The sequence below is a fragment of the Streptomyces sparsogenes genome, from assembly GCF_001704635.1.
Classification (GTDB): Bacteria; Actinomycetota; Actinomycetes; order Streptomycetales; family Streptomycetaceae; genus Streptomyces; species Streptomyces sparsogenes.
On record NZ_MAXF01000194.1, the window covers coordinates 22255 to 45162 of the forward strand.

Annotated in this window: 3 protein-coding genes and 1 pseudogene (1 of these 4 only partly in view); all 4 read right to left on the minus strand. The window is 72.6% G+C overall.

Annotated elements, in window-relative coordinates; translation table 11 throughout:
• A protein-coding gene (locus BBH68_RS35590) for a lonely Cys domain-containing protein (RefSeq protein ID WP_065967925.1) crosses the window boundary here: on the minus strand, positions 1 to 20987 show its 5' portion. 18052 nt of this gene lie to the left of the window's left edge; 20987 of the gene's 39039 nt are visible here — the first part of the coding sequence; its start codon is at positions 20985 to 20987; the stop codon falls past the left edge of the window.
• Entirely contained in the window at positions 20988 to 21353 is a 366-nt protein-coding gene (locus BBH68_RS35595) for a hypothetical protein (protein ID WP_065967926.1), read from the minus strand.
• A gap of 22 nt (positions 21354 to 21375) precedes the next feature.
• Complete coding sequence (locus BBH68_RS35600; protein ID WP_079151418.1) at positions 21376 to 21822, minus strand: YbaB/EbfC family nucleoid-associated protein; 447 nt, start codon at positions 21820 to 21822, stop codon at positions 21376 to 21378.
• 72 nt (positions 21823 to 21894) lie between these two features.
• A pseudogene (locus tag BBH68_RS42415) lies at positions 21895 to 22908 on the minus strand (AAWKG family protein); the annotation flags it as partial.

The window sequence follows — 22908 nt, forward strand, 5'->3', positions numbered from 1 at the left end:
GTCGGGGCGGGTGCGCGGCGGTCGCCGCGCGAGGAGCCGGGGGTGTCGGCGTCGAGCGGCGGGGGCGGCACCGGCCCCGGCATGCTCACCGAGTCCAGCGCGCGGGGAGCGGACACCCGGATGTCCCCGGCTGTGGGGGTGGCCCCGGTGGCGGGCGAGGGGTGCAGGGAGAACACCGGGTGCGCCGCCCCGCCGGCCGTGTGCTCCCCCACGGGGAACTCGGTGGAGTAGATCTCCCGGCCGATGCGCTGGGCCAGGTCCTGCGCCAGGCCGGGGGCGAGCCGGTCCAGTTCGGAGACGGCCAGGAAGACGGGGACGGCCTGGTCGAGGGTCAGCAGCTCCGGGTCGCCCGCCACCAGTTCGAGGAACTCCGCGGCCGGCACCCGCCGGGTCACCCCGGCGTACGACACGAAGAGGTGGCCCGGGTCGTTGCGGTCCGGCTCGGCGCGGACCACGTACGGGTGCGGCCGGTCGCTCCCGTCCGCGGTCTTCCCGTGCCATGGCGCGTCCACCGTGCCGCCGGGGGTGTGGACCTTCGACAGGTCCACGGCGGTGTCCCCCCGCGGCGTGGCCAGCAGATGGCGCCCGGTCGCCGGGCCGCCGGCCGTGACCGGGGGCATGGCCGTGGCGGCGGACAGGGCCTGTTCGGTCTCCAGGTGGTAGGCGCCCACCTGGGCCGGGTCGGCCCCGTCGCGGCCGACCCCGTACGCCGCGGCCGTCAGGTCCCGCGCCTGGTCCCGCCGCGCGTCGTCCACCTCGGACGGGTCCAGGTGCAGCACCCCCGCGGTGTACGCGTCCAGGCCGGCGGCGTCGAGCGCGCCCAGCGCCTCGTGCGCCTTGACCCGCGCCCAGAACATCCGCGAGCGTTCGTCCTCGCCCACCTCGTCCGGGCCGGAGAGCCGGAGGACGTCCGCGATCTCCCGCGTCACGTCCGGGCCGCCCAGCCAGGCGACGGCCCGGTCCACGGCCGGCGGCAGCGTCACGAAGTCGCCCAGTGACGTGCCGGGGCCGCTGCCGAGGGCCTGGGCGAGCACCGCGCGGTAGTCCGCTCGGCTCGGCCCGGCCTGCCCCAGGGAGAGCTTCGCGGCGGCGACCCGCTGGAAGAACTCCAGGGTGAACGGGCCCGCCTGCCGGAAACGCGGATCCTCCCGCCACATCCGCTCCAGCGCAGCCGCCCCGCGCAGCAGCTCCGCGTAGCCGGGGTCCTGCTCGATCCGGACGTCGTCGTCGACCTCGTTCCCGAGCGTCAGCTTCAGCGCCCGCACCAGCTCCAGCGTCCGCTGCCGCTCCTCCTCGGACACCGGCCCGGGACCGCTGTGCAGCCCGATGGCGCGCGCCCGGCGGTCCAACTCGTCGGTCTCCGGCTCCGGGAAGAACTCCGCGTACGACCCCCAGCGCCCCTGCGGGTCGGTCACCAGGCCATGGACGTACTCGCCGTTGTGGAAAAAGACGCCTGAGCTGACGGTCGTGGCGCTCGTCTTGTGCCGCATCTCGTTCGCGTAGTGCTGGCCCTGGGCGACGTTCCTGAGCGGGTTGGGCACGAACGCGCCGGCGTTGTCGTAGCCGCGACGGGACGGGACAGCGCTGTCCTTCGGGGAACCCGCCTGGCACATCACCAGGCCGAGCCAGTCCTCCTTGTCCTTCAGGAGGCCGGTGAAACTCCTGCGCTTCTTGAGCCACTTGGCGCCCGCGTCGCCCCAGGCCGTGTGCTTTTCCCCGTCGTGCAGGGCGAAGGACGTGTAGCCCGCCCCGCCGTGAGCGGCGAAGAACGCCTTCAGCTTCCCCCGGGCGGCCGGTTCCAGGGGGAACGTCTTGGAGAGGGTTCCGGTGGCGAAGTTGGCGTGCACGTACTTCGTCACCTGGTCGAGGTGGCGGAAGTCCTCCTCGCGTACAGCCAGATGGTCGGGCGGGTAGGAGGCGCGGCCGATCTGCAGGCCCGTCAGCTCACTGCCCACGGGCGAGGACAGCACGTCCTCGTGCCAGTCCTCGTCGCTCCCGTCGTCCGTGTCGGCCGTGTCGTCCGCGTCGGGCAGCATGCCGGGCGGAACGGGGAACCAGGAGCCCACCGGGCGCTCGGAGGCGGTGAAGACCGCGACGGCCAGCCGGCCGTCCGGCGTGGTCATCAGCCGCGCGTCGCCGCTGTGCGCCCATACGGTGCGGCCCGTCCGCTCCGCCAGCAGCCGCGCCAGGTACTGCTCTCCGTCGCCCGCGTACGGCATGGCCAGCACGATGGGCGCGTCCGCGGGGAGGCCCGCCAGCTCCTGGTCCTTCAGAACCTCCGCCACGAACCGCTCGGCGCTCACGGTCCGCGTCGTGCTGCCCAGCGCCGGGATCGTCACCCGGTCGCCGTCCATGGTGGCCGCCAGCAGGTACGGCGTGGGGCCGCCCAGCCACCTGGGGGCCTTCGAGTCGAGGATCCGGGGGGTGTCGCCCGGCCGCTCCTCCAGGAGGCCGATGGTGTCCGCGTACAGCTCGCCGTCGGGCAGGCCCGTCCAGTTCAGGCCCGGGACCCGGGTGCCGCCCGTGGTGAAGCGGTGGTCCGCGTAGCGTTCCGCGTCCTTCTCGGCGCGGTACGCCGCCACCTCCGCCAGGCTGCCCGCCCGGCCGTCCCGCATCGCCGCGTCGGTCACCGTGTACAGGTCCGCGCGAAGTGCGCCGGTGACCGGGGTGGCGTCGGCCAGGCCCAGGACGCGCCTGGCCAGGGCGGCCGGCCGGAACGGGCCGTCCCGCAGACCGGGTTCGGCCTGCCGCAGCTCGTCCAGGCGCAGTGCCGTCGCCGAGTGCCGGTCGGCGGTGATGCCGATCGTCACCGAGGCGGAGCCCGGATCCGGTGACGTGGTGCCGTCGGTCGTCACGTGGAGGGTGAAGCCGCGTGCGGACAGGTCCGCTCCGGCCGCGCCGAGCGCGCTCAGCGCCCGGTCGAGGTGGCGCCGGAATACCGCGGCCACCGCGTCGGCCCGCGAGCGGGCGAGCTGCCCGTCCGCTCCGCTGTCGTGTCCGGTGATGCGGATCGGGGTCTCGGCCAGCTTCGCCCGCTTGTTCCGCAGGCCGGTCTCGGCCACCCGGGCCGCCAGCCGCTCGATCTCCACCTCCTGGTCGGTGGACACCTCGGCGGACTGCCCGTCGAACGCCACCGGCGTGGACCGCGGCAGCACGGACGGCCCGGGGGAAGAGGCGGCGGGCGGGGCGGCCGGTGCGGCGGGCGGGGCGGCCGGTGCGGCGGGCGGCTCGCCGACGGGCACGGTGTGCACCTGGTCCGAGTCGATCCGGGCGGCCAGCTCCGCGATCCGGCCCGCGGACAGGCGCGGGCCCGGCGCCGGCGCCGCCGCGGACGGGGCCGCCGACGGCTGCGCGGGCCGGGCGGCCGACGCCCGCGCCAGGACGGATCGGAGCGCCGGGGGCAGCGCCGGCATCGGCGCCCAGGGCGACGGCATGATCCGGCCGGCGCTGCGGGGCAGCGGGGCCGGCACCGGGCGCGGGGTGTCGACCAGCGGGTTCGGGGCGATGGGTTCGGTCTCGCGGAAGTCCGCGGCCGTGGGGGCCGGGCCGTTCGGAGACGGGATCAGGGCGATCACGGGCGCCTGGGAGCCGGGAGGCGTGATCCGGTCCACGGGCAGGGGGGTCGAGTGGACCGGATGGCCGATCCGCTGGGCGAGCCGTTGCGCCAGGCCGGGGAAGTGCCGGTCGAGCTGCGAGATCTCCAGGAGGACGGCGGTGTTATGTGGCGTGACGAGCAGGTGACGGTCGCGGGCCAGCAGCTCGACGAACTCGGCCTCCGACACGCTCTCGTCCGAGCCGTTGAGGAACAGCGCGAGGCGACCCGGGTTGTTCCAGTCCACCGAGGCCCGCACCACGTACGGGTCCGGCTGGCCGGGCCCCGCCCACGGCGCGTCCTCGAGACCGCCGGGCGTCCAGACCTTCGACAGGTCCAGGTCCGCGGTCTTCGGCGCGTCCACGAAGTGGCGTCCGGACGCCAGTTGCGGCGGGTCCCCCGGCTTGCCGGGGGTGGACACGGCGGTGGCGTCCGACAGAGCACCCAGGCTCTCCAGGTAGCCCGCCCTCACCGTGACGAGGTCGCCCCCGTCGCGCCCGATCGCGTACAGCGCGGCCATCAGCCACCGGGTGGCATCGCGCAGGTCGTCGTCGGGCGTCACGCCGAAGACCTGGGCGGTGATGCGGTCGATGTCCATGCCGGGAGCGGCCAGGGCCTCGTACATCTTGACCCGGGCCCAGAACACCCGGGACAGCTCGGCGGTTCCCACCTGCTGCGGGTCGTCCAGGGCCAGGGCGGCGGCGGTGGCCACGGCCGGGTCCACACTGCTCCACCAGGCGGCCGCCTCGTCCAGCGCCCCCGTCAGCCTCGGGGCGAAGGCGGTCAGGGGCGTACCGTCGGGCGCGGCCGCCGCGGCGGTGAGCACCGCGCGGTAGTCGTCGTGGCGGGCCTCGGTCTGCCCCTGGGGGAGCCGGGCGGCGACGATCCGCTGGAGGAGGTCCAGCGTGAAGGGGCCCGCGTCATCGGACCGCGGGTCGTCCCGCCACATCCGGTCCAGCGCGGCGGCCCCGCGCAGCAGTTCCGCGTACTCCGCGTCCTGCTCCACCTGGACGCGGTCGTCGATGTCGTTCCCCAGCGTCAGCTTCAGCGCCCGCACCAGACGCAGCGTCCGCTGCCCGGCCTCCTCGGGCACCTCCCCCGGGCCCGTGTGGTATCCGGCCACGCGGGCGCGGCGGTCCAACTCGGCGGTGTCGGGCTCGGGGTAGAACGTGACGATCGCGCCGAGCCGCCCCTGCGGGTCGGTATAGACCGTGATGACGTATTCGCCGTCGTGGAACAGGACGCCGATCGGCCCGAAGGTGGCGCTGACCTTGTGCCGGGTCTCGTTCGCCGTGTGCTGTGCGACGGAGATGTCGGCGAGCGGATCGGGGACGAAGGCGGTGGACAGTGCGTGCAGCGCCCCGGGGAAGACGGTGTCCGGGTTCCCGATGCTTGGAACGGCACGGTCCACGGGAGAGCCGCTCCAGCACGACTCCATGTGGATCCAGTCGTCCTCGTCGAGGTTCTGCACGCTCTTGCGGTGCGCGAGGTACCGGGGCCCCTCGGCGCCGTAGGCGTAGTGGGTCGTGCCGTCCGCGAGCTGGAACGCCATCCAGCCCAACTTGCCGTGTCCGTCCCAGGTGTACCTCCTGCCCAGGTACGGCAGCGGGATCTTCCCGGACACGACCTCGCCCGTGACGCCGTTGACATGGACGTAGTGCGTCATCGTGCCCAAGTGACGCTGATCGTCCTCCGTGCCCAGCCGCACGACCTCATCGTCCGGCAGGCCGGAGCGGCCGGCCTGCCGCTTCGACCGCACGTCCATGATGGTCCGCGTCAGCACCTTGCGGTACCACTCCGGGAGGCCGGGGCCGCGGTCGGGCGCCATACCGGGCGGGCTGGGGATCCAGTCGCCCTGGTGACGGCCGCTCTCGTGGTACACGCCGAGGGACATCAGGCCCTGCTCGCTGCCGGCGAGCACACGGCCGGAGTGTGCCCACACCGTTCTTCCGGTCCGCTCGGCCAACAGCCTCGGCAGATCAAGCCCCTGGGCGCCGGCGAAGGGGACGGCCAGCACGATGGGGTGGTCCTTCGGCAGGCCCTCCCGCTCCAGGTCGCGCGCGACCAGCTCGATGAACTCCCCGGCGGTCAGGTCGCGGGTCGTGCCGTCCGGCCACGGCACGACGACCTTCTCGTGGGTGCCCTCGGCCGCCACGACATAGGGCCTCGGCCCGCCGAGCCACTCGGCGTCGGGGGTGTCGACCACGGCGAAGCTGCCGTCCGGAAGCCGCTCGATGATGTCGAACGAGTCGGTCATCACCTCGGCGACCTTCTCGTCGGCCCAGTTGAGGCCCGGGACACGGGTGCCGCCCACCGTCAGGTAGCGGTCCCGGTTCGGGGCAATCACGCCTTGCTGGAAGACGTGGTACGCGCCCAGCGCCGCCAGGCTGGTCGCCCAGCCGTCCGCGGCGGCGTCGGTGATCAGCGCGTGCAGCCGCTTGCGCACGTTCGCGTCCACCGGGGCGTCCGGGGGGAGATGGAGGATGCGGCGGGCGATGACGTCGCCGTCCAGCGGGTCGTTCACCAGGTCCGGGTCGGCGAGGCGGAGTTCGTTCAGCGTCGCGGCCGGGTCGGCCGGCTCGATCGTCACCTGACGGCGCGCCGCCGCCACGTCCGCGTCCGGAGTGGTGCCGGTCTCCCCCACGTCCGAACCGCGCCCGCGCCAGACGATGTGGAAGTCGTCCGCCGTGATCCGGCTGTCCACGGGGACGTTCGCCTGGAAGCGTTCCAGCGCGCGGTTCAGGTCGTCCGTGAACCGCTTGTACACGGCGGCCGCGCGCCGCCGTGCCTCGGAGTCCGCGTCCTGCGCCGTGCCCTCGCCGTAGCCGAGGATGGTCGCGCCGGGCTTGGCGATGCCCCGGCCGTGGTGGTCGAGACCGATCCTGGCCACCTGGTCGGCCAGGTCCCTCAGCGCCGTGCCGGCGTCCTCGGACAGCGTGGCCGATCCGGGGGCGAAGGGCACCCGCGTGAGGGGCACGGGGCCGGGCGCGGCGGCCGGGGGTGTGACCGGGGCGACGTGCACCGGCGGCGGGGTCGCCGGCCGGAGCCCGGGCATCGGCGCCCCGGTCGCCGCCCGGACCACCGAAGCGGGCTGCGGCCGGGGCTTGGCGACCGGTACGCCGTCGGGGGCGGCGGACGACTCGGTGTCGGAGTCGGGCTCGGTGTCGGAATCGGTGTCGGGCTCGGCGTCGGCGTCGAACTCGGCGTCGAACCCGGTGTCGGAATCGGTGTCGGAATCGGCGTCGGTGTCGAACTCGGCGTCGAACTCGGTGTCGGAATCGGCGTCGGGCTCGGCGTCGGCGTCGAACTCGGCGTCGAACCCGGTGTCGGAATCGGTGTCGGAATCGGCGTCGGTGTCGAACTCGGCGTCGAACTCGGTGTCGGAATCGGCGTCGGGCTCGGCGTCGGCGTCGAACTCGGCGTCGAACCCGGTGTCGGAATCGGTGTCGGAATCGGCGTCGGTGTCGAACTCGGCGTCGAACTCGGAATCGAAGAGGCCCGGCACGGTGTCCGGCTCGGAGGTCGTGAACGGCCCCGTCGGCTCGGTCAGTTCGATCGTCGTCTGCCGCAGCACCTCCGGGTCCGCGTCACCGGACGCCACGCCCTCGCCACGGCTGCGGGCGGTGAACCGGAAGTGCGCCGCGGTGAGCCGGTCGGCCTCCGGCACCCCCCGCTGAAGCCCGGCCAGCACCTCGTCCAAGGAGTCCTCGAACCACGCGAGAACCGTCTCGGCCCGCTCCTGCCCCATCTCCCGCGCGCGCACCGCCGGACCCTCGCCGAAGCCGGTGACCACACCCGACGGCAACGGCCGCCCCGCCCGCCAGTCCGCCAGCGCCGAAGACGCCACCTCACGCGCCAGGTCCTCGATGTCCGCCACATCGTCCTCGGACACCATGGTCGACCCCGCATCGAACCGCACCGTGAACGCACGCCCCGCCGGAGCCGGCACCGCCTCCGACGCCGCCAGGGGAGGCGGGGCCGGCACGGGGCGGGACGTGTCGGTCGGGTTCTGCGGGTCGACCGGCTTCGTGGAGGTCCATTCCACGGCCGCCGAGGACGCACCGGCCTGGGCCGGTGGGTTCAGGGTCAGCACCGGGCGCTGCGCGCCCTGGGGCACCGTCTGGCTCGGGACGGCCGAGGTGGTCCAGATCTCCCGGCCGAAGTGCTGGGCCATGTCCCGCGCCAGCCCGGGGAAGTGGCGGTCGAACTCGGCGATGTCCAGCAGGAGCGGAACCGTCAGGTCCCTGCCGAGCAGGGAGCGGTCGCGGTCCAGCAGCTCGGTGAACTGCCGGGGGGTCAGGCTCCTGGTGACGGTTCCGAAGGACACGAGCAGGCGGTCCGGGACCTTCGGGTCCACCATGGCCCGCACCACATAGGGCTCCGGCCTGGCCGTGTTCGTCCTCGTGTCCTTCCCCGCCCACGGCGCGGCCCGCACCCCGGACGGCGTCCGGACCTGCGACAGATCCGGGAAGGCGTCCTTCGGTCCGGGCCGGTAGTCGCGTCCGGACACCTCGTTCGGGGTGCCGGGCGCGTGCAGGGCCGTCGGATCGGCCACGGCGCCGAGGGTCTCGAGGTGGTACGCGTACACCACGGCGGGATCGGACCCGTCGAGCCCGATCGCGTACGCCGTGGTCATCAGCTCCCGGGTGAAGTCGCGCCCCGCGTCGTCCACCTGGCCGGCGGAGGGCAGGTCGTACAGCTGGGCGGTCAGCTCGTCGAGGTTCACGGACGTGTCCAGCGCCTCGTACGTCTTGACCCGCGCCCAGAACATCCGGGACCACTCGGCCTCGTAGGGCGTGGTGGAGCCGTCCATGCGCAGGGCCTTGGTGGCCACCTCGGACAGGTCCACCGTGGCTTTCCACTCGGCCGCCCGGACCACCGACGACGGCAGTGTCACGAAGTCGCTCAGCTTCGTACCGTCGGGGGTGGCGGCCGCCGCCTTCAGCACGTCCCGGTAGTCGGCCTGACGCGCCTGCGCCTGCCCCGCGGGAAGCCGCGCCTCGACGATCCGCCGGAAGAGGTCCAGCGTGAACGGACCCGTGCCGCGGAGCTGCGGCTCCTTCATCCGCATCCGGTCCAGCGCGGCGGCACCGCGCAGCAGCTCCGCGTACTCCGGGTCCTGCCCCACCTGGACGCCGTCGTCGACGTCGTTCCCCAGCGTCAGCTTCAGCGCCCGCACGAGGCGCAGCGTGTGCTCCCGCGCCCAGGGCGGGGGCTGGGGGCCGGTGTAGTACCCGGCCTCGCGCACCCGGCGGTCCAGCTCGGCGGCGTCGGGCTCGGGGTAGAACTGCTGGAACCATTGCCGCCGCCCCTGGCGATCGGTGGCCAGGATCCGGAAGGGCATGTTCTGGTACACCCCCACCCCGTCCAGGCGGATGAGGGCGTTCGTCTTGTGCCGGGTCTCGTTCGCGACGTGCTGCCCCATGGGGACGTCCGCGAGCGGATCGGGGACGAAGGGGCCGGGGTAGGAGCGGCCCAAGGCTCCGAAGCCGGACGGCACGGCGCGGTCCGCGGGCGAACCGGCCCAGCAGATCAGCAACTCGTTCCAGTCGTCCTCGCCGAGCACCTGAATGCTCTTGCGGCCCGCGAGGTACCGGGCCCCCTCGGCACCGTAAGCACGGTACGTGGTGCCGTCCTCCAGCGGGAACACCAAGTAACCCGGGCCACCGTGCATCACCCAGTGCTGCCGCTTCGCGTCCCGCTTGCCCGGCCGTACCAGGCGAAGCGGCTTCGAGTAGCGGCCGGTGGCCGGATTCCAGTGAGCGAACGCCTTGATCGCGTCGAGTGCGTCGTGGAGCCTTTCTCGACGGTCACGGACGACCTCGTCGGGGCGCAGCGCCTCACGACCCGTCCGCTGCCCCGTGATGCGGCTCATGAGGGTCCGGGTGATCACCTTGCGCCACCAGGCCGGGGCGTTCCGGTCCCGGTCCGGTGCCATTCCGGGTGGGCTGGGGATCCAGTCGCCCTGGATCGCGTCGGCCCTGAGCAGGACCCCAATGTGGGGGCCGTCCGCCGTGGCGAGACCGCTGTGCGACCACACCATCCGGCCCGTCCGGTCGGCCAGCAGCCGTGGCAGGTCGAGCCCCCGGTCACCGGCGTGCGGAACGGCCAGCACGATCGGCGCGCCGAGGGGCAGCCCGGACAGCTCCGGATCGTTCGCGATCAGTTCCACGAACTCGTCGACGGTCAGGTCCTGGGTGGTGTCGTCCGGCAGCGTCACCCGCACCATGTCGTGCCGGCCCGAGGCCACCACGACGAACGGCGTCGGGCCGCCCTTCCACGGGGCGTCCTTCGTGCCGATCACCTGGAGGGCGCCGTTGCCGTCACTCCGCAGGATCTCGATCGTGTCCGTGTCGTCCAGGTCGAGGACCTTGTCCTTGCCCCAGTTGACGCCCGGCACCCGGGTGCCACCCACCTTGAGGTAGCGGTCCCGGTTTCCGTCGAGCACACCCTGCTGGTCCAGGTGGTACGCGCCCAGGGCCCCCAGGCCGGTCCCCCAGCCGTCCCGGCTCGCGTCGATGACCAGGTCGTACAGCTCCTGGCGTACGGCATCGTCCACCGTGGCGCTGGCGGGCAGGTGCAGGAGGCGACGGGCCATGACATCGACGTCCAGCGGGGCGTGCCGGAGGTCGGCGTCGGTCCTCCGCGCGGCGTCCAGCACCGTCAGCGGGTCGACGAATTCCAGCGTCACCTGCCGACGCGCGTCCGGGGCGGGGGGCGTGACGGACGGTTCGAGGTCCTGACCGCGGGAGCGCCCGACGATGTCGAAGTCGTCCGCCTGAAGACGACGGGTGCCCTGGGCGACGCCGGTCTGGAGTCGGGTGAGCGCGGTGTCCAGGGCGGCCAGGAACTCGTTGTGCACGGCGCCCGTGCGCTGCTCGCCCTCCTCCAGCGCCTCATCAGCCGCGTCCGGGCCCGTTCCCTCGCCGTACCCGCTGATGGTCACCGCGGGGATCGGCCGGCCCCGGCGCCAGTTGTGCCACGCGGACCTGGCCAGGGCGTCGGCCGCGGACGCGATGGCGGACCCGGCCTGGACGGACAGCTCCGTGGAGCCCGCCGCGAACGGCAGCCGCACGGCCTTGGGCGGCGCGAGGGGGGCGGTGGCGCCCGGACCGGCCACCGGCGCGGTGTGCACGGGCAGCGACAACGAGGACCCTCCGGGCGGCCCCGGCACCGATGCCCCGGACGACGACAAGGTCCGCGGCCGCGGACTCGCGGCGTCCGGCACGGGAGCCGCGGACGCCTCCCCCGTGGTGTGATCGCTCACCGCTCGCCGCGCCTTGTCGGCGCGGGGAGCCGGGGGGCGCACCGGGGCGGGGGCGGGCTCCGGGTTCTGCGGATCGACGGGGTACGTGGGGTGCGGCTCCCCGATCACCCAGATCCACCGGCCGAGGCGCTGGGCCAGGACCCGGGTCAGGCCGGGGGCGTGGGCGACGAGTCCCTGGATGTCCAGCAGGACCGGAGTCGTCAGGTCCTCCGCCAACAGGTCTTCGTCACGGGCCAGCAGCTCGGCGAACTCCTGGGGCGACAGGCTCCTGGTGAGGGGGCGGCCGGTGACGGACTTGAAGGTGACGAGCACCCGGCCCGGGGCGTTCGGGTCGATCGTGGCGTGCACCGAGTACGGAACGGGCTTCTCCTCGCCCGTCCGGTACTTCCCGGCCCACGGGGCGTCCTCCGGACCCGACGGGGTCTGGATCTTCGACAGGTCCGGGGCCGTCCCGTTCAGGGACCCCAGGAAGTCCCGTCCGATCACCTCGTCCGGATCGCCGGGCGGGGACAGGGCGGTGGTCTTCGACACCGCGCCGTTCCTGTCGAGGAGGTAGGCGACCATCACGTCCGCGTCGGCTCCGTCGAGCCCGCCGGCGAACGCCCTCGTGACGAGGTCCTGGGTGAACTCGCGCTGCCGGTCGGTCACCTGGGCGGACAGGGGGAGGTCGTACAGGTGGGCTGTGATCCTTTCGAGGTCGGAGCCGCCCCACGCCTCCTCCATCTTGACCCGCGCCCAGAACATCCGGGACAACTCGCGCCTGCCCACGTCGCCGGGGCCGCCCAGGCGCAGGGCCCGGACGGCCGCGTCGACGACGTCCGCGGTGTCGAGCCAGTGTGCCGCGTCGTCCAGCGACGAGGGCAGCGTCACGAACGTGGCCGCCGTCGTACCGGCGGGGGCGGCGGCCGCCCGCTTGAGCACGTTCCGGTAGTCGTCCTGGCGCGCGGGTGTGCCCGCGGGAAGCGTCGCCGCGACGACCCGCTCGAAGAAGTCCAGCGTGACCGGGCCCGCGTCTGTGAACCGCGGGTCGAGGCGCCACATCCGGTCCAGCGCGGCGGCACCGCGCAGCAGCTCCGCGTACTCCGGGTCCTGGTCGATCCGCAGGTCGTCGTCGATCTCCTTGCCCAGGGTCAGCCGCAGCGCCCGCACCAGCCGCAGCGTCGCCGCCCCGGCCGCCGCGGGGGCCGGTCCCGGGCCCGTGTGGTACCCGATCTCGCGTGCCCGGCGGTCCAGCTCCTCGGCGTCGGGCTCGGGGAAGTACTGCTCGTACGAACCCCGCCGCCCCCGGGCGTCGGAGGACAGGGCCCGGATGTATTCACCCAGGTAGACCTCCGTGGCGTCGGTGAGGATGCTGGCATTGACCTTCTTCCGGGTCTCGTTCGCGACGTGCTGCCCCATGGCGACGTCCGCGAGCGGGTCGGGCACGAAGGAGCCGGGGAAGCTGTCGCCGAGGTTGACACGGCCGCCGTCCACGCCACGGTCCTGGGGCGAACCGGCGTAGCAGACCACCAGATCGATCCAGTCGTCCTTGCCGAGCTCCTGCACGCTCCTGCGGCGCGCGATGTACCGCGCCCCCTCCTTGCCCCAGGCCCAGTGCTTGGTGCCGTCCTCCAGGGGGAGGCTGATGTAGCCGGGCCCGCCGTGCGAGTCGAAGATGTACCGCCTGGTACCCGGCTTGCCCGGGCGCGGCAGCGGAAGCAGACCGCCGACGAACCTCCCCACAGCGGAGTTGAAGTGGGCGTAGTGCTTCATCGCGGCGAGATGACGCTGTTCCTCCTCCATCCCCTTCTCGGCGACCTCCTCCGGACGGATCGCGGTGCGCCCGAAGCTCAGGCCCGTGAGCCCCACGAGGGTCCTGTTGACCACCTTGCGCCACCAGCTCGGATCGTCCGCCCTCGCGTCGGGCGCCGTGCCGGGCAGGCTGGGGATCCAGTCGCCCTGGATGCGGCCGTCCCGGTGGATCACGCCGATGCCGTACGTCTGCGGCCCGGTCTCGTAGAGCGTGGGATGTCCGCTGTGCGCCCACACCGTCTTGCCCGTGCGGTCCGCCAGCTTCCGCGGCAGGTCCAGCCCCCGGTCCCCGCCCTGGGGGATGACCAGCACGATCGGGATGTTCGCAGGCGCTTTGGTCCGTTCCAGGTCGGCCGCGACCAGTTCGACGAACTCGTCGGGGGTCAGGTCGCGTGCCGTCCCGTCCGGCCACCTCGCCGTCACGCGGTCGTGGCCGCCCTCGGCCACCACGGTGTACGGGAACCAGCCCGGTCCCCACGGGGCTGGGGCCCTGCCGACCTTGTCGAACCCGCCACCGGGACGTTCCCGCAGGATGTCGACCCCGCTGACGGCCAGTCCGACGACCTCTGCCGCCGCGCTCCAGTTGAGGCCCGCGACGCGCTGGCCGTTCACCGTGAAGTGACGGGCCCGCTGCCTGGAGATCAATCCCTTCACGAAGGCGTGGTACGCGCCCAGCGCCCCCAGGCTGTTCGCCCAGCCGTCCTGGTACGCGTCGTGGACCAGCCCGCCGAACCGTTTGCGTACGCCCAGGTCCACGGCGGCGCCGTCGGGGCGGTGCAGGACGCGGCGGATCAGACCGTCCATGTCCGGCGGCGCGTTCCGCAGGTCGGGATCGGCCTTGCGCAGGTCGTTCAGCAGCGTCATGGGCGAGACGACCTCGACCGTCACCCGGCGGCGCAGCGCTTCCGCGTCGCCGCCCGCGGGCTGCCCGACGTCCCCGTCGGAACCGCGGTAGTCGATGGTGAAGTCATTGGCCGTGAGCTGCTTATCGGCGGGGAGCTTGTGTTGGCGGCGGCTCAGCTCGATGTCCAGGATCGCCAGGAACTCCACGTACGCGTTGGTGGCGCGGGCTTCTCCTTCGGCCTGCGCCTCCGCGTCCGTTCCCTCGCCGTACCCGGTCAGGATCACGAAGGGCAGCGGGAGGTCGTGTTTGCGGTTGCGCAGCCCGTCCCGGGCCACCCGTTCGGCCAGTTCCTCCAGTGACTCCTGGGCGGTCTCGGACAGGTCGGTGTCCGCCGGCTCGAAGGACACCTCCGTCAGCCGGGGGGCGTGGGACCAGAACTTGTCGGCCGAGCTCCCCACCGGCGCGGTGTGCACCGGCAGGGTGACCTGACCCACTCCGGGCATCGCCTGTCCGGACGATGCCCGCGCCCCCGGCCGGATGGGGGCCTGCGGTTTCGGCTGCGGCTCCGGCTCGGCCGACGGCACCTCGTCGAGCCCGAAGGCCGAGGCGAAGAGGGAGTCGGTGTCGGTGTCCGTGTCGCGGTCGGTGTCCGTGTCGCGGTCCGTGTCCGTGTCCGTGTCGAAAACGAAGTCGGCGTCGAGTACGGGCTGCGTGGTGTCCGGCCGCGGAAGGGCGGCCTCGCCACCGGCCGCTGGGGGCACCGCCGCCCCGGCCGGATGCTTGCCGGTGAAGCCCTTGGCCGTCGGCGCCTCCGCGATGTGCGACAAGGGCTTCGGTGTGAGGACCGGGTGCCGCTGCGGCCCGGGCTGGGACAGCCCGATGGGGTACGCATCGGTGTCCGACGGAATCCCCGCGGGTTCGGTCGCCTCGGTGGAGGGGGGCGGGCTCTGCGTGATGACCGATATGGGGGCATGCCCCGTGGTCAGCGTCGGAGGCTCGGTACGTCCCCAGTCGTCCGCGGCACTCGACTGCGCCGGGTCCGCCGTCACCACGATCACGTGCTGCTTCGCCGCGCTGTCGGCCACCACCGTGGCGGGGTGGGCGGGCGTCAGCACCGTCCTGGCGGCCCCCTCCCGGGCGGCCAGGGCCTCCGCCATCCTGGTGCCCCCGGGACCCTGGCTCGGTCCGATCAGGGCGATGGGAACGGTGAGCGGGGTGGTACGCAGGGCCTGTTCGACAAGCGCGACGACCTCCTCGTACGGCACCTTTCGGGTGGTGCCGCCGCGCCAGGGGATCTCGACGTGGTCCTGATCGCCGTCGACCATCAGCACGAACTTCGGGCCCTGGGTGGTGCGGCTCTCGCCGCTCCCGGTCGTACCGTCGGGCGACACCCGGTAGACGTCCGGGTTCAGCGGGCCGCTGAGGGGCTTGCCCGTCAGGTTGAGGCCCGTCGTCTGTCCGGCGGGCGAGATGACGGCCGTGGCCGGGGACAACAGCCCGCTCCGCCTGAGGTGGTGCGCGGCCAGGGCGACCGGGTCGTACACGTCGACGCCGATCAGCGCGGCCCCCGCCATCAGCCACAGGGCCATCTGCCGCATCGCGTCCGGGTTGGACGGCGCGCCCTCCACGTGCAGGATCCTGGCCGCCAGGGCATCCGGGTCCGGGTGGTTCATGAGCGCCGGCCCCGCCTTGGCGAGCGCCCAGAACACCAGCGACCGGGAGGGCTGTCCCGGAGCGGGGAGGGCCTTCAGCCCCATGGCGCCGAGGCTCTGCGGGGGGAGCAGCCCCATCATGGCCGCGGTCTGGTCGAGGACGGTGAGCGGGACGAAGTCGCGCAGGGCGACCGGGCCGGGCGCGCCCTGGAGACGGCCACGCGCGTCGTCCAATACCTGCCGGACGGCGCTGCGCAGTTCGGTGGAGTCGGCGAAGGCGGCCGGCCTCGGCTTCGGTGTCCCCCGCTGTTCGAGGTGGGCCCGCACCACGAAGTCCAGCAGGTCCAGGCTGAACGGACCCGCCTCCGCCAGCCCCGGATCGTCGCGGCGCATGACCTCCAGCGCCCCGATCCCGCGCAGGAGCTTCTGGTACTCCCCCGACGGGTCGTCCCTGCCGTTCTCGACCTCGTGGCCGAACACCTCGCGCAGGGCCCGTACCAGCAGCAGGGTGTTGTCCCGGTCGGCCTCCGGCACCGGGGCGGAGTCCGGTATGCCGAAGGCCACCCGCGCGAGCCGGTCCAGCACCTCCGGCTCGGGCTCCGCCCGCAGCTCCGACCACGCCCCCTGCTCGCCCCGGACCGAGGCAAAGATGCCGATGAAGCCCTGTGTCACCGAGAAGCCGTGCACCCGGTTGGGGACGATCAGCGGGTGGTCTTCTCCGAGCTCGTTGGCCGCCTTCTGCGCCTGGGAGATGGTCGTCAACGGGTTGGGCACGAAAGGCGTCTCGACGCCATCGTGTACGGCGACGGGAAGGCTGCCGTCGTAGGCCGCGTTGGCCCAGCACGAATGGGCCACGATCGGAGTGCCCTTGGGGAGCGCTTGCACACTCGGGCGGCGCTTCAAGTAGCCGCCGACCTGGTCACCGGCGGCGGCCTTCCCCTCGCCGTGCCCATCGTCGGCCGTCGCGTCCACCGCGAAGAAGAAGCCCGGGAGACCGTGCAGGATGAAGTGATAGGCGTTCCGCCCGTACCACGGCGTCTTCTCCGCAGGGCCGAGCGCCTGCTTGGTGACCGGGTCGTAGTGGGCGAACTGCAGGTTCTGGAGGTTGCCGAAGTTCGCCTCTCGCTCGACCACATCGGCGTCGGTCAAGACGGCCCGGCCACCCGGCCGGTTGGTCCCCGGCGTGGTGAGGGTGACGCTCTTGACGTCCCGGTCCATCAGCCTCGAACCGTCGGCCAGAACGATGAACCCGTTCCCCGCCCTGGCCCACGCGCCGTCCGGACCCAGGTCGTCGGGGCTGATGGAGATCCATCTGCCCCGCGGTATCCCCTGCGCCCGCTGGTCCGCCGAGGGGACGTTGTACCGCTTGGTGTTCGGGTTGTAGATCAGCAGGGGTGTGCCGCTGTGCACCAGCAGCCCCCGGCCGATGCCGGCGGAGATGCCCCGGGGCATCTCCAGCCCGCCGTCACCCGCGTGCGGCACCACCAGCATCACCACGGCCTGAGGGCCCCGCTTGGCCAGCTCCTCGTCCATGGCGAGCAGTTCGGTGACCTCGTCGCCCGGCACCCGACGGGTCGAACCGTCCGGCCACGACACCACGATGTGGTCCGGCCCGCCGTCCGCGTCCACGAGGTACGGACGGTTGCTGCCGGACTGGTCGGGGCCGGGCGTGGCGGGCGGCGGTGTCTGCCGGTCCCTGAAGGTGCGGCCCACCACCGAACCGTCGTCGGGGGAGAACAGCAGGGTCCGCCCGGACAGCACATCGCCCCGCCGGACGAGGTGGAACGCGCCGAGAGCCGCGAGGCTCTTGTCCCGCCCATCGGCCATCGCCTCGTCCACCAGCGCGTACAGCTCGTCGCGCACCGCCGCGTCCACGGGCGCGGCCGGGTCCAGGTGCAGGATCTTCCGCGCCAGCGGAACCGGGTCGAACGGGCCGTCCTCCAGCTCCGGGTCCGTGCGGCGCAGTTCGTCCAGCCGCCGCACCGCGGCCGTCCCGGACGGCAGCTCGAAGTCGACCACCACCTGCCGGGCGTCGCCCTCCCCGGAAACCTCCCCCGGCTTCCGGCCGGACGCCGCGACGGTGAACGTGCCCGCCGCGCCCGGCCGCCCCAGCCCGGCGCGGTACGCCTCCGCGACGGCCGCGGCCCGCCGCCCGGCGGCCCCGGACCCGGACGCCTGGCCGCTGTCGTCGTAGCCGGTCACCACCAGGCGCGGCCCCGGAAGACCCGCGAGGGCGTTGCGCTCCCCCACCTCGATGGCGCGCCCGACGAGCTCCCGGATCCGGGCCCGCTGGTTGTTGCTGGGCTTCTCCGCGCCCTCCGCGAAATTGATCCGGGCCGACACCGGCAGCACCGACTCGACAGGGCCCCAACGGCGCTCCGCGCCACCCTGGTCCGACAGCGAGAGGGAGGCCATCCCGGCGGTGGCGGTGGCGGAAGTGCCGGGGGCGGTGGCGGGGGCTTTCCCGGCGGGGGTCGTGGCCTGATCGCCCTTCGGCCCCGGCGCCTTCTTTTTCTTCCCGGCGGTGGTGACGAAGGTGTCCCCGTGCGGCACGGCCCACACCCCGGCCTCGGTGCGCGCGGGTCCGCTGGGCGCCGGGGCGGCCCCGGGGCGCGTCGAGGCGGCGGCGGGCCGGGAAGGGGTGGGCGCCGGGTCGGTCGGGAGGTCGGTGGACGTGGTGGCGGTCGGCGTCGGCGGGAGCGGGTCGGTGGCGGTGCCCTGGGTCCGCGACTCGACGGGCGCCGTCGCGCCACCGTGGACGAGGGGGGCGTGGCCGAGGCTCTTCCGGAGGGTGTCGGCGAGCGCGACGCCCGACGGCGCGTCCGGCCCGTGCCTCAGCAGGTGGTCGGCCACCTGCCGCACCGCGTCGCGGTACGCGGGCTCGGCGTGGCGGGAGTCCGCCAGGACGGGGGCCGACACCAGCGGCAGCACCAGGGCTACGGCCTTGTCCCAGGCCCGGTCGACATCGGCCGCGTCCGGCGGCGGAGGCGCGGCCTGCGGTGTGGCGGCCTGCGGTGTCGCGGTCTGCGAGGTCGTGTGCTGCGGGGCCGCCGCCGGGCGGGGGTCGCCGCTCAGCGCCGCGGCTTTGAAGTCCGCGTACGCCCCGTCCCACACGCGCAGCGAGGCGTTGGCCGCCACCGCGTCGACCGCCGCCGGCCAGGGGCTGGGCTGTGCCATCAGCAGGCGTACCTGGTCGACCGGGTCCAGCGCGCTGACGGGGATCCGTCCGCCAGGCCGCGTCGCCGCCGCTTCGCGCTCGGGGTCCGGGGTGACGCCCGCGTCACGCAGGGCGGCCGGCGTGACGGCGGCCTCCGGGCCGTGCAACCGGAGCAGGTCCTCCGTCAGGCCGTCCGGCAGGTCCTCCGCCGTGACCTGGTTCGCGATCCACTCGCGCTGGGCGTCGTCGCGCTGGGGCCGGGGCGGGGTGTGGCCGGGCTCGTTCGGGCCCGCGGCGTGCGGGTGAACCCCGAGGTCACGCAACCGGGCTGAGGCGTCCAGCAGTTGGCCGTGCGCCTGCTGGGCGCGGGCCTGGGCGTCTGCGAAAGCGACGGAGTCGTCCACGCCGGTGCCGGCCCCGGGCTCCACGCCGTCGCCGAACTCGTGGACGGCGCGGACGGCGTCCGCGTACGTGGTGAGCGCGTCCGCGTAGGAGCCGCGCGCCCGGACGATGTCGTCCTGGCGCTGGGCACCCGGGCTGCCGCTTCCGGGAGTGCGCGGGGCGTCGCCGAGGTGCGGCGCGTCCTTGTCGTCGGAGTGGGGTGCCGCGACGTCGCCCGGCGCCGTGTCGGTGCGCGGCCCGGCCTGCGTGTCCTGCTGCCCCGGCCCCTGCTCGGGGCGGAACTGTCCAGCAGGGGTCTGCTGCGGGAGGGGGTGCGCGGCCGGGGTTTTCGTCGGCGTCCCGTTCGGGGACCCGGTGTTGTTCTGCGGGGTGTCCGCGATGTCGTTCGTGAAGTTCTCGGTGAAATTCTCGGTGCGGTTCCCGGTGAAGTTCTCGACGGGGTCGAGATCGCCGTAGTCCGTGGATTCGCTGTACGGCCGCGAGACCGTCGGGACGTTCGGCGGCGGAGTGTTCAGCGCGGCGGGGCTGTTCAGAGCGGCGGGGCTGTTCAGGGCGCCCGGGCCGGTGACGGCGCTCGGGTTGTTCAGCAGGTTCGGCGGCGGAGTGTTCAGCGCGGCTGGATTGTTCAGCGCGGCGGGGCTGTTCAGGGCGCCCGGGCCGGTGACGGCGCTCGGGTTGTTCAGCAGGTTCGGCGTCTTCAGCGCGTCCGGGCCGGGGGGCGTGGCCACGGGGCCGGGCGTGTCCAGCACGGACGCGATGTTCCGGAACTCCGGGGACGTGTTGAGGGAGGTCGGGTCCTTGAGGAAGTCCGGGCTCTTCGTATAGCCGCCCACAGTGCCCGGAATGATCAGGCTGCTCGGCGACGTGATCGAGGAGGGGTTCGGGATCGAGGAGGGGTTCGGGGTGACCGAGTCCGGCCTGTCACCGAAGGTGCTGCTGTCGTAGGACGTGACCGACGAGGTGTCCGAGAAGATCGAGTCCCCGTCGGAGCCGGACGACTCGTACGACGTGACGGACCCGGTGTCCGAGCTGTCGTAGTCGATCCGATCAACCGGGAGCGGGGGCGTGTTGCCGGCTCCGGGGACGGGGTTGTGCGGGGCGGTGGGGACCGAGGAGCCCACGGTCGCGGGAGGGGTGGCGGGAGGTGTGGGCGGGGGCGTGGGTGTCGGCGTGGGCGTGGGGTTGTTCGGACCGGCATCCGAGGTGACCTTGGAATTGTTGCCGGCGCCTCCGCCGAGGCGCTCGATCAGGATGTTCTCGGTGTTCTGCTGGAACTTGGTGAAGATGTTCCCGTCGGGGAACACCTTGGTGTGCAGGGACTGGCCACTCTGTGCCGCGGGCCCCATCGTAAATATTTCGGACACACCGCTGAGACCGGAGCCGACGAGGTCCATCCAGTCCCATTTGCCCAGCACGATCGCTACGGCTATGGTCTCGCCGAACCCCTCGGTCGCGAACGCCGTGGGGATGTCGAACGCAGCGTTGTTCGCGTTGTTCTTGGTGAAGATGTTCTTGAAGTTGAAGTCGATATCGAACTTGCCGAAGATATTCTTGCCGAAATCGTTCTTGAAGACGTTCGACAGGACGTTCTTGAGGTTGAACGCCGCGGATCCGAAATGGCCGATGAAGAATCCGGCCAGCCCGCCGACCGCGGCGTTGATTCCGACATCCTTCCAGTCGATCCCCCCGGGGCCCTGGTCGGGGGGATTGATGGCCATGGCCGCCAGCTGCACGGCGAGGCTCTGAATCGCCTCCTCGATCGCCTCGGACAGCGACGGGAAGAACTCGATGTACCGCAGGAGGCGGTCCACCGTCATCAGGATCGCCAGCCTGGCCCTCATCCGGGCCAGGATCATCTCCGAAGCCGAGGCGCCACCGGTGAAGAAGGACATCGCCGCCAGGAGCGCCAGTTCCAGGATCAGCGCCATGATCTCGGCGATGATCTCCAGGTGGGCCTTCTGAATGCTCAGGGACAGCTTGGCCTGGTTGGCGGCGTACTGGTCCAGCTGCCGCTCGAACTGCTGGAGGACGTCGCCGCCGTTCCTGTTCACCACCTGGGACAACGCCCGCTCATAGGCATCGGCCACGTTCGGCGGGAGGGAGTTCCTGACCTCGTCGATCGAGTCCAGCATCTGCTGGCGCAGGTCGATGATCGAGGTACCGAGTTCCAGATAGAGGTCACGGCTGACCCAGGCCTTGCCCGCCTTGCCCTGAACCGGCTTGGTACCGATCAGGGCGAAGAGCATGCCTTCGACCTCTTTTGGATACTCGATATCGTACATCTAGCGCTTTCCGGAACCGCCGTTGCCGTATTTCTCGCTGTTCCCCTGGGCGTCCTTGATCCTGTCCTGGACCACCGCGTGGGTCTCCCCGACGCTGCGCAGGCTCTCCAGCACGGCCGACTGCAATCCGGTCAGGAACTTCTCCAGACCGGTGAGAACCATGCGGCAGCTCTCATTCTGCTGCCGGTACGGCGGGTCGGACTTGTCGTGGAACTCGTCGTCCTCTCCGTTCCAGCCCTCGACCCCCCGCTCCAAGGACTCGAACCGGGTCAACGCCTCCTTCGGCATTCCCGCTACCTGTCCGATCCGCCGGACGCCCCGCTCCAGGCCGTCAGCGTCCACCCAGTAGCTGTTGTATTCGACCACTGACCCTCACCTTCCCCGCACATCAATCGGTGTCTTCGTCGATCTCGTCGAGCAGCCGGTTCCGGTGGGAACGGCCGGAACCGGCCTGACCGCCGCCGTCGAGCGCCGATCCGAAGACCCGGTTCCAGTCGAGGTCGATGCCCCGGCGAATCGATCCTTCAGGGCCCGGCTGGGTGAAGGGAGCGAACGTGTCCATCACCCGGCGGGCCATCTGCGCACGTCCCTGCCGAACGGCCTCCATGATCGAGGAGGCCAGTTGAGGGCCCGTCATGTTCTGATGCTTGTTGTCGAGGAACTTCAGCCCCGTCAACTCGCCCTGAGCACCGACGGTCGCCTCCACCACGCGATCGCTCGAGCGCACCGTCGCGGAAGCCTGACGGAGCTCCGCCTCCGCCCGCGCGACAGCGGCCTGAGTGGCCTGGAGCTCGGCCATGGCCTGGGCGATGCGTTCCTGCATCGGTTCGCTCAACGGACACTCCTGCGTAGGGATAGATGTTGATCATTGTGCAATGTCGGCCGGCGAAAGGGAACGTCGCGCCCGTCAGCGTCCGATCACAGCCGGTGAGCCGCCCTCGTCGGTGCCCCAGACGTCCTCCTCCTCCGGCTCCCAGACCTCGCGCGCGCGGTCGCTGCTCTCGGTCTCCGTCTGTCCGGGCGCGCCGGCACCGCCCATCGGCGGCAGGAACGGATTGCCGCCGCTGGTGCTGATGGCCTGTCGGTCCTCGTACACGCCGCCCCTGCCGCGCGGGACGGGGGCACTGCGGCGGTTGCTGACCACATCGCCGTTGTCGATCACATTGCGGACGCGTTCGGTGGCTCCGCCCTCGCCGCCCTTGCTTCCCATGCCGCCCATGCCGCCCATGCCACCCATGGGCATGCCGCCCATCGGCATACCTCCCATGGGGCCGCCCGCCATCGAGCCGGGCATCGGGCCGCTGTTCAGCCGGGAGCCACTACCCGCGTCCGTCCCGCTGCCGGACTGGCCGGGGTTGTGCAGCGACGGCTCCTGGTACGGCTTGTCGTCGTACAGCTCCTCCTCGTAGGAGTGGCCGCCGTAGTCGTAGGAGGGCGGGTTCAGCGAGTGTCCGCCGCCCAGGTGGGAGCTGCTTCCGGGGCCGTGGTACTGGTAGTCCGGGCGCGCGTTGTCGGGGTCGTTCAGATAGCCCGTGGTCGTCGTGCCGTCCGGGCCGGTGATCGAGGTGGCGCCGGTGTCCGGGTCCACCCGGGAGGTGCTGCCGTCGGGGTACTCGGTGACCACCTGGCCGTGCCGGTCCAGATGGGTGTTGCTGCCGTCGGGGTTGTGCAGGACATCGTCCGCGTTGAGCGGTCCGGAGTACGAGTGGCCGTCCGGCTTGGTGACGGTCGACATCTGGGTGTGCGGGTCGATCACGGACTTGCTGCCGTCCGGGAAGTCCGTGACGAGGCGGCCCTGGGAATCCAGGTGCGACTGGCTGCCGCCGGGGTTGGTCAGCGAGTCGTCGCCGTTGACCGGGCCGTGGATTTCCGGCGAGAGATGCCTGAAGTCGCCGTTGTTGAGCTGGGTCGGATCGCCGTG